This is a genomic window from Streptomyces atriruber, assembly GCF_001418325.1.
Lineage (GTDB): Bacteria > Actinomycetota > Actinomycetes > Streptomycetales > Streptomycetaceae > Streptomyces > Streptomyces atriruber.
This window is the reverse complement of record NZ_LIPN01000090.1, coordinates 1-13,808: the sequence shown is the minus strand read 5'-3', so window position 1 is coordinate 13,808 and position 13,808 is coordinate 1. Positions and strand designations below refer to the sequence as shown.

13 protein-coding genes are annotated in these 13,808 nt (G+C 71.4%); 7 read left to right on the top strand and 6 right to left on the bottom strand.

Annotated features, from left to right (window positions below; translation table 11 throughout):
* Nucleotides 1-252 precede the first annotated feature (252 nt).
* Nucleotides 253-1,467, top strand: a complete 1,215-nt coding sequence (locus tag AOK03_RS10385; protein ID WP_055564890.1) for a globin domain-containing protein — start codon at nucleotides 253-255, stop codon at nucleotides 1,465-1,467.
* A gap of 12 nt (nucleotides 1,468-1,479) precedes the next feature.
* Here the strand turns inward: AOK03_RS10385 and AOK03_RS10380 are convergent, their stop codons facing one another.
* Nucleotides 1,480-1,926 carry an RrF2 family transcriptional regulator gene (locus tag AOK03_RS10380; RefSeq protein WP_055564889.1) on the bottom strand — a complete coding sequence of 149 codons (447 nt, stop codon included), beginning with the start codon at nucleotides 1,924-1,926 and terminating at the stop codon, nucleotides 1,480-1,482.
* Between the two features lie 156 nt (nucleotides 1,927-2,082).
* On the opposite strand from AOK03_RS10380, the gene AOK03_RS10375 reads away from it, so the two are divergent.
* Nucleotides 2,083-2,742 carry a DUF3105 domain-containing protein gene (locus AOK03_RS10375; protein WP_055564888.1) on the top strand — a complete coding sequence of 220 codons (660 nt, stop codon included), beginning with the start codon at nucleotides 2,083-2,085 and terminating at the stop codon, nucleotides 2,740-2,742.
* A gap of 13 nt (nucleotides 2,743-2,755) precedes the next feature.
* A complete protein-coding gene (locus AOK03_RS10370; RefSeq protein WP_055564904.1) occupies nucleotides 2,756-3,376 on the top strand; it encodes a DUF305 domain-containing protein in 621 nt (206 codons plus the stop codon).
* Between the two features lie 40 nt (nucleotides 3,377-3,416).
* On the opposite strand, the gene AOK03_RS10365 is transcribed toward AOK03_RS10370, so the two are convergent.
* From AOK03_RS10365 to AOK03_RS10355, 3 genes are all read right to left on the bottom strand, one after another.
* Nucleotides 3,417-4,538 carry a cobalamin B12-binding domain-containing protein gene (locus AOK03_RS10365; protein ID WP_055564887.1) on the bottom strand — a complete coding sequence of 374 codons (1,122 nt, stop codon included), beginning with the start codon at nucleotides 4,536-4,538 and terminating at the stop codon, nucleotides 3,417-3,419.
* A 45-nt stretch (nucleotides 4,539-4,583) separates the two neighbouring features.
* Complete coding sequence (locus AOK03_RS10360; protein ID WP_079074615.1) at nucleotides 4,584-6,395, bottom strand: PP2C family protein-serine/threonine phosphatase; 1,812 nt, start codon at nucleotides 6,393-6,395, stop codon at nucleotides 4,584-4,586.
* 162 nt (nucleotides 6,396-6,557) lie between these two features.
* Nucleotides 6,558-7,529, bottom strand: coding sequence for a hydroxyacid dehydrogenase (locus AOK03_RS10355; protein WP_055564886.1), 972 nt, complete (start codon nucleotides 7,527-7,529; stop codon nucleotides 6,558-6,560).
* 371 nt (nucleotides 7,530-7,900) lie between these two features.
* On the opposite strand from AOK03_RS10355, the gene AOK03_RS10350 reads away from it, so the two are divergent.
* The 4 genes from AOK03_RS10350 to AOK03_RS10335 all read left to right on the top strand — a co-directional run bounded on the left by AOK03_RS10350 (nucleotide 7,901) and on the right by AOK03_RS10335 (nucleotide 12,526).
* Nucleotides 7,901-8,755 (top strand): ABC transporter permease, encoded by an 855-nt coding sequence (locus AOK03_RS10350; RefSeq protein ID WP_055564885.1) that lies wholly within the window; start codon nucleotides 7,901-7,903, stop codon nucleotides 8,753-8,755.
* 29 nt (nucleotides 8,756-8,784) lie between these two features.
* A complete protein-coding gene (locus tag AOK03_RS10345; protein ID WP_055564884.1) occupies nucleotides 8,785-9,648 on the top strand; it encodes a carbohydrate ABC transporter permease in 864 nt (287 codons plus the stop codon).
* Nucleotides 9,649-9,697: 49 nt separating this feature from the next.
* A complete protein-coding gene (locus AOK03_RS10340; RefSeq protein WP_055564883.1) occupies nucleotides 9,698-11,335 on the top strand; it encodes a type 2 periplasmic-binding domain-containing protein in 1,638 nt (545 codons plus the stop codon).
* A 120-nt stretch (nucleotides 11,336-11,455) separates the two neighbouring features.
* Entirely contained in the window at nucleotides 11,456-12,526 is a 1,071-nt protein-coding gene (locus AOK03_RS10335; protein WP_055564882.1) for a LacI family DNA-binding transcriptional regulator, read from the top strand.
* On the opposite strand, the gene AOK03_RS10330 is transcribed toward AOK03_RS10335, so the two are convergent.
* Together AOK03_RS10330 and AOK03_RS10325 are read right to left on the bottom strand one after the other, a co-directional pair.
* On the bottom strand, nucleotides 12,519-13,325 hold the full coding sequence (locus tag AOK03_RS10330) for an alpha/beta fold hydrolase (protein ID WP_055564903.1): 807 nt from the start codon (nucleotides 13,323-13,325) through the stop codon (nucleotides 12,519-12,521). The two genes, AOK03_RS10335 and AOK03_RS10330, sit on opposite strands and share 8 nt — an antisense overlap.
* Nucleotides 13,322-13,808: DUF998 domain-containing protein (locus AOK03_RS10325; protein ID WP_055564881.1), on the bottom strand; the 487-nt coding region annotated here is incomplete at its 5' end. The genes AOK03_RS10330 and AOK03_RS10325, both read right to left, overlap by 4 nt.

The following is a 13,808-nucleotide window of genomic DNA, read 5'->3' as shown; positions in this document are numbered from 1 at the left end:
ACGCGCCGGGCACACGAGCATCCCACTCCTTGGTTTCGCGCGCGTTGCGGGCCCCGTGCCGCGGTTTCCGAGCCGTGCCGCTTGCCGCTCTGTGCCCATAGTGCCTGCTGCACGGCTCAGCCGTAACGGCGGCGGGTCCGACCCCCCGCCGCTATAACTTGCATCTTGGATGCTAATTTGAGTCCGGAAACAGACAAGGGGGGCGCAATCCCCCCTTACCTCGCCCTGCTCATCGGCACTGAGGAGCCCACGTTGCTGTCAGATCAGTCGGCCGCGACCGTCCGCGCCACGCTTCCCGTCGTCGCAGCCGCCATCGGTGACATCACCGAGCGCTTCTACGACCGGCTCTTCACTGCCCACCCCGAGCTGCTCAAGGACCTGTTCAACCGCGGCAACCAGGCGGCGGGGACCCAGCGACAGGCCCTGGCCGGCTCCATCGCGGCCTTCGCCGCGCATCTGGTGGAGCACCCCGACGAGCGGCCCGACGTGATGCTGGGCCGCATCGCCCACAAGCACGCCTCGCTCGGTGTGGCCCCCGGCCAGTACGAGACGGTGCACCGCCACCTGTTCGCCGCCATCGTCGAGGTGCTCGGCGACGCGATCACGCCCGAGGTCGCCGCCGCCTGGGACGAGGTCTACTGGCTGATGGCCAACGCCCTCATCGCCATCGAGGCCCGGCTCTACGCGGAGCAGGGCGTCACGGCGGGCGAGGACACGTGGCGCGCGTGGCAGGTCGTCGGGCGCGTCGAGGAGACCGAGGACGTCGCCACGTTCCGGCTGCGGCCCGTCGACGGAGCGCCGGCGCCGGACTTCCGCGCGGGGCAGTACGTGTCCGTGCAGGTCCGACTCGAGGACGGGGCGCGGCAGATACGGCAGTACAGCCTCTCCGAAGGGCCCGGTTCCGAGGTGCGGCGGATCAGCGTGAAGCGGGTGCGGGGAGCCGCTGGGGCGCCCGAGGGCGAGGTCTCCAACCACCTGCACGCGCGTGTGCACGAGGGCGACGTCCTCCGCGTCTCTCCCCCGTACGGGGATCTCGTCCTCGACGACACGGATGCGGACGTTCCGCTGCTCCTCGCCTCCGCGGGCATCGGCGTGACCCCGATGATCGCCATGCTGGAGCAGCTCGCCGGGTCGGGGCACCGGGCGCCCGTCACCGTCGTGCACGCCGACCGCTCCCCCGCCGAGCACGCGCTGCGCGCCGACCACGAGGCGTACACCGGCAAACTCCCGGACGGCGCGGCCCACTTCTTCTACGAGCGGCCGGACGCGGGCCACCCCGCGGAGCTCACGGGGCGCGTCGACCTCGCGGCCCTGCCGACGGCGATCGCGGCAGGCACGCGCGCGTACCTGTGCGGGCCGCTGCCCTTCATGCGGGCGGTACGCGCCCAGCTGATCGGGCACGGGGTGGCCGCCGCCGACGTCCACTACGAGGTGTTCGGGCCCGACCTCTGGCTGGCGCAGGGCTGAGGGCGGGCCGGATCAGTCGCCGGTGCGGGTCGTGATGCCCAGCAGGAGCGGGCCCGTCGGACTCGCGACGATGTCCGCCACCGTCAGCGGGTCCAGCGAGGCGTAGAAGGCCTCCTGCGCCCTGCGCAGCGCGTCGCGCAGGCGGCATGCCGAGTTCAGCGGACACGGCGTGCCGCCCTCGCAGTCCACCACGTCGCCCGCGCCCTCGAAGGCCCGCACCAGCGCGCCGACCGACGCCCCGCGGCCCGCCTCGGTCAGCGCGAGCCCGCCGCCCCTGCCCCGGCGGGCCTCCAGCAGGCCCATCTTCTGGAGCTCGGCGACGACCTTCGCCTCATGGGTGTAGGGCACCGCCATGTCGGCGGCGACCTCGCGCGTCGTGGGCGCCGCGGCCTCCCGGCCCACCACGGCCAGGCGCATGAGCGTGCGCAGTGCCAGGTCGGTGGATCGCATGAGCCGCATGCCGTCGAGCGTAGGTAATGCGCATCTGTGGCTCAAATTCTTCTGCCCCTGCCACGGATCGATGCGCGGACGCCCTGTGGTGCGGGCCCTCCCTCCCATTACGATCAGCGGACTCGTTCGTCGTCCCGTCCGTCCCTTTCCGCAGAAGGACACAACATGGGTTCCGCCAAGAACACGAGCAACGCTTCCCGCAAGGCCCGGATAGAGGAGATGCGCCGGGCGGAGCGCGCGCGTGACCGCCGGGGCCGGGCCCTGACGATCACGGTCAGCGCGCTCGTCGTCGCGGCGCTGGGCGTGGGCGGCTTCTTCCTCTTCGACAAGGCCGCCGACGACTCCGACGCGCAGAGCGACGGAAAGGGCTGGCCGAAGTACAAGGTCTCGGCGGACGGCGAGAAGGTCTGGGGCAAGCTCGGCCGTACGCACGTCACGAAGAACGTGGACTACCCCATGACGCCGCCCGTCGGCGGGGACCACAATCAGGTGTGGATGAACTGCAACGGCGACGTCTACAAGAAGGAGATCCCGGAGATGAACGCCGTGCACTCCCTGGAGCACGGCGCCGTCTGGGTCACGTACAACGACAAGGCGAAGCCGGCCGATCTGAAGAAGCTGGAAGCGAAGGTCAAGGCCACGCCGTACTCGTTGATGAGCCCGGTGAAGGACCAGAAGGACCCCGTCATGCTGACCGCGTGGGCACACCAGCGGACGGTCACGGGCGCGGACGACCCGAAGGTCAAGGAGTTCTTCTCCAAGTACGTCCAGGGCAAGCAGACGCCTGAGCCCGGGGCGGCGTGCACGAGCGGGCTGGCACAGTGAGGTGGGGATCAGCGTGAGGCGGCGTACCAACTGGATCGTCGGCTGTGCCGTGGCGGCGGTCGTCGCCGGGGGCGGCATCACGGCGGCGGTGGCCGCCACGGACTCCGACTCGGGCGGCTCGCCCGCGAGTTCGTCGGCCGACGCGGGGTTCGCCCGCGACATGGCCGTCCACCATCAGCAGGCGGTGGAGATGTCGTACATCGTGCGGGACCGCACCGAGGACGAGGACGTACGGCGCCTCGCGTACGACATCGCCCAGACGCAGGCCAACCAGCGCGGGATGCTGCTCGGCTGGCTCGATCTGTGGGAGCTCCCGAAGGTGCCCGACGGGTCGCCCATGGACTGGATGGGCATGGGCGACATGCCGCCGGGCGAGGACGGCGCGCTGATGCCCGGGATGGCCACGGGGGCCGAGCTCAAGCGGCTGGGGAAGCTCGGCGGCAAGCAGGCGGAGGTCCTCTACCTGCAGCTGATGACGCGTCACCACAAGGGTGGGGTGCACATGGCGCAGGGCTGCGTGGAGCGGTGCGAGGTGTCCGCGGAGCGGCGGCTGGCGCGGGGCATGGTGGAGTCGCAGGAGTCGGAGATCGCGCTGATGTCGACGATGCTGAAGGCGCGGGGCGCGAGGCCGTAGGCCCGGTCCTGCCTCGCGCGCCGTGCGGTCGGGTGGGTGATCAGGTGGACCGGGCGGACCGGGGCGGATCGAGGAGGCGGCGGGCGGCGGTGAGGATGCCGACCGCGCGGGGGAAGTCCTTGAGCCGGTTCAGCAGCGAGTCCAGGGCGGGGAGCAGACACCACGGCGGGACGTCACGGGCCACCAGGACGTCCGCGGTCCACACGATGAACCTCGTGAACAGGTCGGGGTCGTTCACGTAGAGGGCCGTGGCGAGGTAATCGACGACGTAGTCGATGTCCTCGACGGTGCGCTCCCGCTGGTACTCGCTGTACCGGCGCATTTCGGGGAAGCCCTCCTCGACGTCGGCGAGGGCCTGCTTGACCAACTGCAGTCTGGTGCGGCAGACCATGGTGTATTCCTGGTCGGCCAGATGGGGCAGGTCCAGATCGGGCGGGCGGGCCGCCTCCACGGGCGGCGTCGGACTCCGGCCGAGCAGGGCGGCCGCGCCGCGTGCGTCCTCGGCCCATTCGGCCCGCATCATCCGGGCGTAGCGCCCCTGCGGTCCGAAAGCGGCGCCTCCGGCCAGCACCCGGACACCCGCACCCTGGCAGGAGCTGATCGCGTTGTGGGCGCCCGGCAGCAGCGTCGGGATGGACGAGGACAGCAGCACCGCCTGGGCACGCGTGCGGCGTACGTGCGCGACCACGTGCTCGGTGGGGACCTGCGCCCCGAGATGGTCGACCCGCCAGCCCCGCAGCCGCAGCACTTCGCTGACCAGCCGCGCGGGCAGGGCATGCCACTCGCCGCCGACGCACGACACCAGGACCCGCCCCAGGACCGGACCGGCGAGCGCGGGCGCGGTGCTGTCGGCGACGACCCCGATACACCGCTCACTGATCACCGTGGCGGCGTGTTCCTGCGCCACCGTGATCTCGTTGGCCGCCCAGGCGAGCCCCAACCGCTGCTGGGCCGGGGCGATCAGTTCGAGCAGGACCCGTTCGCCCGCGGCCCGCGTCCGTTCACGGGCCGCGGTCCCGGTGGCAGCCCCTTGCTCCGGCCCCACCGCGGCGAGTGCGCGGCGCACCAGGGCGACGGCGCGGGTCTCGTCGCCCTCGCACAGCGCCTGCCACAACTGCTCACTCGGTTCGGCCCGGAAGAGAGCGTCTTTGCCTGCGTTCACCCGGTTCGCCTTCCTCGGGTCGGCTCGGTCGCCGCCGTCGGCCCATCAGCCGTCGTCAGCTCGGCCATCGTCATCGTCATCGGCCCAGTCGTCGTCATCTGCCCGGTCGTCGTCATCGGTTCGGTTATCGTCATCGGCTCGGTCTCCTCTGTCGGATCGGTCATCGTTGTCCGCTCGGTCATCGTTGTCCGCTCGGTCATGTCTGTCGGCCCGGTCGTCTCTGTCGGCGTCGCCGCCGTCGTCCGACGGGCTGTCCCGGGGCGCGCCGATCGCCAGGACGGCCATGTCGTCGTGCAGGCCCTGCCCCACCCACTGGGAGATGATCATCTGCACGCGTTCGGTGACTGCTTCCGCCGGCATCCCGGTGCACTGGGCCAGCACGGAGCGCAGCCTGTCCTCGTTGAACATCACGTCGCCCAGCGGCCCACCGCGCGCTTCGATGATCCCGTCGGAGTACAGCAGGCAGGTCTCACCCGGCTCCAGGAAGACCTCGGCGGTCCTGAAGTCGAGGTCGTCGAACACGCCGATCAGCGTGCCGCGGGTCCTGGCCTCCTCCACCTCGCCCGTGGCGCGCACGATGAGCGGGGTGGGATGGCCCGCGCTGGAGATGCGCAGCCGCACCCGTGCGCCCCGCCGCACGGCGCTGACCAGGACCAGTGTCACGAAGGGGGTCTCGTCCGAGGACAGCATCGCGCGGTTGAGGAGGGTCAGCAGGCGGGTGTGGTCGGCGGCGAACGGAACCAGCGCCTGCAGTGCGTTGCGGATCCGGCCGGCCGTGACCGCGGCCTCCAGCCCCTTGCCGCACACGTCGCCCAGCACCGCGACGGTCTCGGCGTCGGGGGTGCCCGCGGGGTGCAGGTCGAAGAAGTCGCCGCCGATGCGCTCGCCCGGCGCCGAGGCCCGGTAGCGGCCGGAGAAGCAGATGCCGTGCACCCGCCCGAGTACCGGCGGCAGCAGCCCGCGCGTCAGCACCTCGGTGCTGTACGCCTGGCGGGCGTGGCTGCGGGCCACGGACAGGGCGGCGCCCGCACGCGCGGCGAAGAGCTGGGCGAAGGACTCCTCGGCGGGAGTGAACGTCGCCTTCCGGCGGTCGCGCAGCAGAACGAGGCATCCGGCGGACGCACCGTGCCCCGGCAGGGGCACCACCACGACCGAACCGATGTCGGCGGCGCCCGGGAACTCCTTGGGCATGACCCAGGACGGCACCTCCTGGGGGTCGATCCAGCGGGACGACACCGCGGGCAGCCCCAGCAACGCCTCCTCCAGACCGGGCAGTTGGGCCGGGTCCAGAGCGATCCGCTCCTGCACCACGGGCCCGTCGGTGGTGCATCGCGCCACGGGGAAGCCGCGTCGGTCACCCGTCCCGACGATGACGGCCGCGTCCGCCAGATGCCGGGCCGCCTGTCGCACGGCCGCCGCCGTGCAGCGCTCGACGTTCAGCGAGGCGAGCAGTTCCGAGGAGAGCTCCTGCAGCAGGCCCGACCTCGACCGCTCGCGCGCCAACTCCTTTGCCGCACCGGCCGGGGCGCCGTCGGCGACCAGCCACCAGGTCACGGCGCCGTCCGCACCCGGCCCGGCGAGCGCCTTCACGGGCTGCCCGCCGATCCGGCCGCCCGCCCAGGCCGGTGAGTCCTCCGCCCCATCGCCGACCCGCTGCCGATGCGCCTCGACGAGCCAGGAGGGCGCGACATCGCTCAGCGCGACGCCGACGCCGATCCGCGACAGTAAGGCAGCGGCCTGCTTGTTGTGGAACAGCACGATGCCTGCCGCGTCGACCTTCAGCGCCGGATAGGGCGCATCGCGCTGCGCGGTAGGTCCTACACCACAAGAGCTCGTCTGCTCGGGCAAGGAGGCCATCGTTTGGAACCCACTGGCGCGGGTCGCCACCACCTATCTACTTGAAGGCAGGTGGCTCCCACGTTACCGAGGGCATATGACTAACGACTGCACTTCTCCGTACCTCGGACAACCTCCTTCCGGCTGTTGAATAATCCGCCCGACAGTCCCGCTGTGTGACGTTCAGGCCAGGCGAGGCAGGTCCTCACGCAGCAGGTGGCCCCGGAGCGGTACTCCGGACACATAGCGCTCGACCTCGCCGACCGCGTACTCCCCGAGCCTGCGCACCTCGCTCCCCTGCGCCCCTGCGATGTGCGGGGTCACCAGCACGTTGCGGAGCCGGAGCAGCGCGTGGTCCGGCGGCAGCGGCTCGGGATCCGTGACGTCGAGGAACGCGTCCAGGCGCCCCTCCCCGCACTCGCGCGCCAGCGCCTCCGTGTCGACCAGCGATCCGCGGGCCGTGTTGACGACGACCCCGCCGTCGGGGATGAGCTTCAGCATGTCGGCGCTCAAGAGGCCTCGGGTCTCCGGGAGTTGGGGCGCGTGGATCGTGACGATGCTGCTGCGCTCGCACAGCTCCGGCAGTTCCACGAGTTCCACGCCGAGCGACGCCGCCTCTTCGGGTGCCACGTAGGGGTCCGTGAGGAGGATCCGGCAGCCCGCGTCCGAGGCGCGCAGCGCCGCGATCACCCGTCGCCCGATCCGGGACGCGCCGACGACGCCGATCGTGCGGGCGTCCGCTCCGGTCCGCCCGGTGAAGGGGGGCCACCCGGCCGCGTACCCGGCCGCGGTCGACAGCGCCCCCTTCGCGGCGAACGTGATCGCCGCCAGGGTGAAGGCCACCACCGGGTCCGCGTTGGCGTCCGCCGCCGAGGAGACGACGACGCCCCGGTCCCAGACCGCGTCGGTGACCATCGGCTTGACGGAGCCCGCCGCGTGGACGACCGCGCGCAGCCGGGGCGCGGCGGCCAGGATCTCCGGGGTCAGCGGCGGGCACTCCCAGCCCGTGACCAGGATTTCCGTGTCGGCCAGGACCGCTCGGGCCTCGGGTGTGGTGAGCGGCCCGGACAGCAGCAGCGGCGCCAACTCCACGCTGCGGGCGAGCCGTTCGCGCAGGTCCGGCGCGAACACGCGGTCCGCGACCTCGGTTCCCATGGCCAGGGCCGCGACCGGCGGTCCTTCACCGCTCCGCTCTCGCCGATCCGCTCGCTCTGCCTGATCTGCCACGCGTGACCGTCCCTCGTAGTAACCGGTTACCAACCAGCGCCTGGAGGCTAGGACCAATCCGGGAGAGCGGTCAAGAGAGCGCGAGGCGAGGGGGGTTGACCGAGCGAAGTAACCGCTTTAGATTCCGGGCACCTTATTCCGACGACGGAGGGGTTGCCGTGCCGACGGTGACGAAGGAACGGGCGGAAACCGAGGCGGTGAAGCCGCCCGGCAGCCGCAAAAGCGGGTCAAGTAGGGGAAAATCAGGGCGTGGTGAGCTGTGGAAACGGTTTCAGCGCACACGTGTCCTGGTGCTACTCATGGTGCCGGGGCTCGTGTACTTCCTGGTCTTCCACTACGGCGCCTTCGTCGCCAACGCGGTGGCCTTCAAGGAGTACGTTCCGTTCGACGGCCTGTGGGCCAGCCCCTGGGTGGGCACGGAGAACTTCTCGCGGATGTTCGGTGATCCGGACTTCTGGCACGCGACGTGGAACACCCTGTTCATCGCCGTGCTGCAGCTCGTCTTCTTCTTCCCGGCGCCGCTCGCCCTGGCCCTGCTGCTGCACAGCCTGACCTCGGACCTGCTGCGCCGGTTCACGCAGTCCGTGATCTATCTGCCGCACTTCCTGTCGTGGGTCGTCGTCGTGGCGCTCTTCCAGCAAGTGCTCAGCGAAACCGGTCTTTTGAACACCTTCCTGAGCGACTCCGGGCTGCACACCGTCGACATCATCGGCAACCCGGACGCGTACCAGCCGCTCGTCGTCATCGAGGTGATCTGGAAGGACGCCGGGTGGGGGACGATCATCTTCCTCGCCGCGCTGATGCAGGTCGACGAGCAGTTGTACGAGGCCTCGGCGATCGACGGGGCCGGGCCCTGGCGGCGCTTCTGGCACGTCACCCTGCCCAGCATCCGCCCCATCATCATCCTGCTGCTGATCATGCGGCTCGGCGACATCCTCTCCGTCGGCTTCGAACAGATGCTGCTGCAGCGGCAGTCCGTGGGGCCGGAGGTCGGCGAGGTGCTCGACACCTTCGTCTTCTGGCAGGGCATCGTCGGCGGCGACACCGGCTACGCGGCGGCCGCGGGCCTGTTCAAGGGCGTCGTCGGCGCGGCGCTCGTCTTCACCGCCAACCGGATCGCCCACCGACTCGGCGAGCAGGGGGTCTACAAGTGAGTACCGGTCAAGTCACCAGGCCCGCCTGGATGGAGAAGCCGCGGTTCGCGACCAAGGCCGCCAAGGCGGTGGCGGTGGCGGTCGTCCTCGGGCTCGTGCTGATCCCGTTCCTCGTCATCGTCTCGACCTCGCTCGCCTCCAACCGCGAGGTCGTCGACAACGGCGGCTGGGTGCTGTGGCCGAGCGATCCGACCCTGCGCGCCTACCGGACCATCCTCAGCGGCGGCATCGTCACCAAGGCGCTCGGCGTGAGCGTCGGCCTCACGGTCGTGGGCACGCTCTTCTCCCTCGCGTGCACCACCTTCCTCGCGTACGCCCTGGCCCGCCCCGGCGTCTTCGGCGGCAAGCCCGTGCTGCTGCTCATCCTCTTCACGTTCCTCTTCCCGCCCGGCATGATCCCCGCGTTCCTGCTGGTCAAGGGCATGGGGATGATGGACACGTATGCCGCGCTCGTCGCCCCCGTCCTCATCAACGTCTTCAATCTGATCGTGCTGCGCGGCTTCTTCCAGGGGATACCCGAGGAGTTGTACGAGGCGGCCAGGCTGGACGGCGCCGGTGACTGGCAGATCCTGTGGCGGGTCGTGCTGCCGCTGTCCAAGGCGGCGCTCGCCGTGGTCTCCCTCTTCTACGCCGTGAGCTACTGGAACGCCTGGTTCCATGCCTCCATCTACATGGAGTCCGGCCACTGGCCGCTGTCGCAGGTGCTGCGTACGTACGTCATCGGCGGCTCGCAGATCGCCGACACCGGTCTGAGCGAGGCCGGCATGGTCTCCGCCCCGCAGACGACCCAGATGGCCGTCCTGGTGATCGCCACCGTGCCGATCCTGCTCGTCTACCCCTTCCTCCAGAAGTACTTCACCAAGGGCGTGCTCACCGGCGCCATCAAGAGCTGATACCTCAACTCGTCGTCCAGAAGGGCTCCTTCACGTGTCCGGTTCCTCGATGTCGCGCCGCACCCTGCTCCGCTCCATGGCCGTCGGGGGCGCCGCCCTGGCCGCCCCGGCCGTCCTCACCGCCTGCTCGACCGATTCGAGCGGCGGCGGCAACGTCTCCAACGCGGGCAAGAAGGTGGTGCCCTGGCCGACGTACAGCCCGGCGAAGGGCCCCACCCCCGACCTCGCGCCGACCGCCGAGGGCGTGCAGCCCGGGTACACGAAGTACCCCGAGAAGCTGGTCCGGGCGATGGCCGAGAAGCCCGGCACCGGCAAGCAGAAGATCAAGGTCATGACGATCACGTACGGCACCCCGCCGAAGCCGGTCGGGCGGAACGAGTACTGGCAGGCCGTCAACGAGGCGCTGGGCGTCGAGGTCGAGTTCACCGTCGTGCCCGACGCGGACTTCCGCGCCAAGATGTCGACGCTCATGTCGGGCGACGACCTGCCCGACATGATCAACTTCGGTGGCGGCTATGTGCTCCCGAGGGAGTCGCAGTTCGTGAAGTCGCGGTGCGCGGACCTGAGCGACCACCTGTCCGGCGACGCGGTCAAGGACTACCCCAACCTCGCCAACATCCCCACGTACGCCTGGGAGGGCATGGGGCGCATCGCCGGGCGCATCTACGGACTGCCGATCGAGCGGGCCAAGGTGCAGGGCGCGATGTTCATCAACCGCGAGGCGTTCGACGCGGCCGGATACCGGCCGGGCATGTCCGCGCCCGACTTCCAGAAGATGGCCGCGGAAGCCTCGCAGGGCAAGAAGTTCGCCCTCGGCGCCTCCACCGTGGGCTTCTACGGGTACCTGTACCACGCGATGTGGCACGGCGCGCCCAACCAGTGGCAGATCAAGGGCGGCAAGGCCACCGACATGTACGGGACCGACGCGTTCAAGGCGGCCCTGGAGTACATGGCGAAGATGCGCAGCGCCGGTTCGTACAACCCCGACGCCACGTCGATCTCCCAGGTCGACCTGAAGACCCAGTTCTACAACGGGACCGTCCGCTCGATGACCGACGGCTGGGGCGCCGTCATCTCCAACGCCCAGGGGATCAAGGAGGAGTTCACCCTCGACGTCGCCGAGCCGTACCGGGTCGACGGCGTCACGCCCGTCTACCAGCAGAACCGCGGCTGTTTCGGCTACACCGTCATCAAGAAGGCCTCCAAGGACCGCATCGAGCTGATGCTGCGCGTACTCAACTGGCTGGCCTCGCCCTTCGGTTCGAAGGAGTACGAGCTGATGCACTACGGCGTCGAGGGCACCCACTTCAAGTACAACAAGGACGGCGACCCGGTCGCCACGGAGACCGGCCTGATCGACTCCAAGACCAACCTGCCCTTCCCCTACCTCATGGACGCCCCGCAGCCGCTGTACTTCCCCGGCTTCCCCGACCTCACCGAGCGGCTGCACGCCTGGGAGAAGAAGGTCGTCCCGCTCCTCGTGCCCGACGACCACTGGGGCCTGATGTCGGAGACGTTCAACCGGCAGGGCGCCACGATGCAGCAGATCATCGAGGACGGCGTGACGGCGGTCGTCTCCGGCCGCAAGAAGCTCTCCGACTGGGACGGCATCCACCAGAAGTGGCTGTCGCAGGGCGGCAAGCGCGCCGCGGAGGAATTCCTGAAGGAGTACGAGGCCGCGCACTGACCCGGGAGCGGGGCACGGGATGATGGTCCGGGGCGGAGCGCCGTGGGGGCAACTCCGCCCCGGAGCAGACGGGTTGGCCACCGGCCTGGGGCCGGCCGATGGCAAGGTGAGGGAGACACAGTGGGTGAGCGGGTCACCATCCGCGAGGTGGCCGCGCGCGCGGGCGTCTCGGTAGCGACCGTCTCGCGGGTCCTCGCGGGCAACTACCCGACGTCCACGGCGTCGCGCGCCAAGGTGCTGCGGGCGGTCAAGGACCTGGACTACGTCGCCAACGCGCACGCGCGCGCGCTGGCCGGGGCGGGCCGCAAGACCATCGCGGTGCTCATGTTCGACGTGGTGGGGGCGTTCTACGCGCAGGTCGCGCAGGGCGTCGAGATGGAGGCCGCACAGCGCGGCCGCCTCACCCTGGTCGCGTCCACGGGCAGCGACCCGGCCCGCGAGCTGGCCCTGGTCCAGATGATGCGCGAACAGGCCGCCGAGGCCGTGATGCTGGTGGGCGGTGTCATCCAGGACGACGAGTACCGGCAGCGGATGGCGCGCTACGCCGAGGCGCTCGCGGCGGCAGGCTCCCGCCTCGTGCTGTGCGGGCGCCCCGCGCCGACGCCCGACGTGCCCGCGCTGGTCGTCGAGTACGACAACGAGGCGGGCGCCCACGCGGTGACCAGTCACCTGCTCGGCGCCGGACACCGCAGGATCGCCCTGCTCGGCTACGAGCCGGGCAACACGACCGGCGAGGACCGCCTCGCGGGCTACCTCCGGGCGCTCGACGACCACGGGGTGCCGCGCGGCGAGGCCGTCCTGCACGGCACCGGCTTCGGGCAGAACCACGGCTACCAGGCGATGCGCGAGCTGCTCGCCGAGGCGGACGGCAGGCCCGACTTCACGGCGGTCTTCGCGGGCGACGACCGGGCCGCGGCGGCGGCGATCATCGCGCTGCGGGAGTACGGGCTGCGGGTCCCGGAGGACATGTCGGTGGTCGGCTACAACGACGACCCGGTGGCCGGTGACATCACCCCCGGCCTGACGACGGTCCACATCCCCGCCGAGGAAATGGGCCGCACGGCGGTCCGCCGCGCGCTCTCCGGCTCCCCCCGCACGGGCCAGGAACGCCATGTCCTCGGCACGCACATCGTCATCCGGGACAGTGTGCGGCGGGTGCCGTCGTCAGGTTCGGGTGCCGTCGTCAGGTGATGTTCCGGCGCCCCGCCAGTACCGCCTCCGCCACGTCCGCGGGGCGGTCGCGCATGGCGAGGTGGCCCGACGGCTCCGCCACGCGGAACGTCGCGCCGAGGTCGCGGGCCAGCCTCCGCTGGCGGTCCAGCCACTGTCGCGAGCCGCCCGCGTACGCGGCGAGCACCGTCACCGGGGCCCCCTGCGGCAGCGGCAGGCGGCGCCGGAGCGCGGCGAGTTCACGTGCCGCGTCGCCGTACGTCGCGTACTCCATGAGCGCCGCCCGCCACACCCTGCTGCTCCCGTACAGCCACGCCCAGGGCGTCGGCGCCGCCAGCCGTCGCAGCGTCGGCCCCGTCGCCCGCGGCAGCCCCGCCGCGCAGAGCACCGTCCCGCACGCGCGCGTGGCTGCCACCCGCACCCCGCGCGGCAGGAACGTGCGCGGGCGTTCCTCCACGCTGGAGTCGACCAGGACGAGCCCCTCGGTACGCTCCGGGTACAGCCGCGCGAACGCCTCCGCGTGGAACCCGGCGAGCGAGTGCCCCACCACCGTCACCCGCGCCCCGCCGAGCCCCGCCGCGGCCAGGACCCGCAGGATCCGCTCCGCCTCGCCCCGCACGGCGGGCACCGCGCGCGCGTGGCCGCTGAGTCCGAGGCCCGGCCGGTCGAAGCGGACCACGGTCCGGTGCGGGGCCAGCAGCGGCACCACCGGGTCCCAGTCGAACCAGCCGAGCCCGAGCCCGGCGCCGAGCACGCACACCGGCCCGCTGCCCGTCACCTCGACGTGGTGCGGCACTCCCCCGACCCGTACGAACGTCACTCCCGCCGTGCCTCCGCGGATGCGCGAGCCGCCACCGACCACGCGAGCACCACCAGCCACACCGCGATGAACAGCACCTGCAGCCGCTGGCCGATCCCGAGGCCCCACGTCCCCCGGTCGGCCTCGAACGCGGCGACGGACGCCAGCGTCCAGCCGGTGGCGGCCAGTTCGAGGAGGACGAGAACCGGCCCGGTGCGTGCGAGCGCGGGCCACGGGGCGGTGCGGCGGCGGGCGGCGACCGTGAGCAGCACCATGGCGACCAGCGCCCCGGTGACGGCGAGGCTGCTGCTGACCGCGTGCGCGGAGTGCGTCCAGGGGACGCCGCCCGCCCGCTCCCGCGCGAGGCAGCCCGGGTCGGCGGTCGCCGCGCAGCTCAGCGGCAGCCGCGAGTCGGCCGCGGTGGCCGCCCCGAACAGCGCGAGCCCCGCCCAGCCCGCCGTGACCCACCACCCCCGCGGCGACCGCCGCAGCCGCGCCCACACC

Bases quoted from the DNA above. Each gene is read 5' to 3' on its own strand.
- AOK03_RS10380 (WP_055564889.1), bottom strand. From the start codon at position 1,926: ATGCGGCTCATGCGATCCACCGACCTGGCACTGCGCACGCTCATGCGC.
- AOK03_RS10375 (WP_055564888.1), top strand. From the start codon at position 2,083: ATGGGTTCCGCCAAGAACACGAGCAACGCTTCCCGCAAGGCCCGGATA.
- AOK03_RS10360 (WP_079074615.1), bottom strand. From the start codon at position 6,395: ATGGCCTCCTTGCCCGAGCAGACGAGCTCTTGTGGTGTAGGACCTACC.
- AOK03_RS10355 (WP_055564886.1), bottom strand. From the start codon at position 7,529: ATGGGAACCGAGGTCGCGGACCGCGTGTTCGCGCCGGACCTGCGCGAA.
- AOK03_RS10350 (WP_055564885.1), top strand. From the start codon at position 7,901: ATGGTGCCGGGGCTCGTGTACTTCCTGGTCTTCCACTACGGCGCCTTC.
- AOK03_RS10345 (WP_055564884.1), top strand. From the start codon at position 8,785: ATGGAGAAGCCGCGGTTCGCGACCAAGGCCGCCAAGGCGGTGGCGGTG.
- AOK03_RS10340 (WP_055564883.1), top strand. From the start codon at position 9,698: ATGTCGCGCCGCACCCTGCTCCGCTCCATGGCCGTCGGGGGCGCCGCC.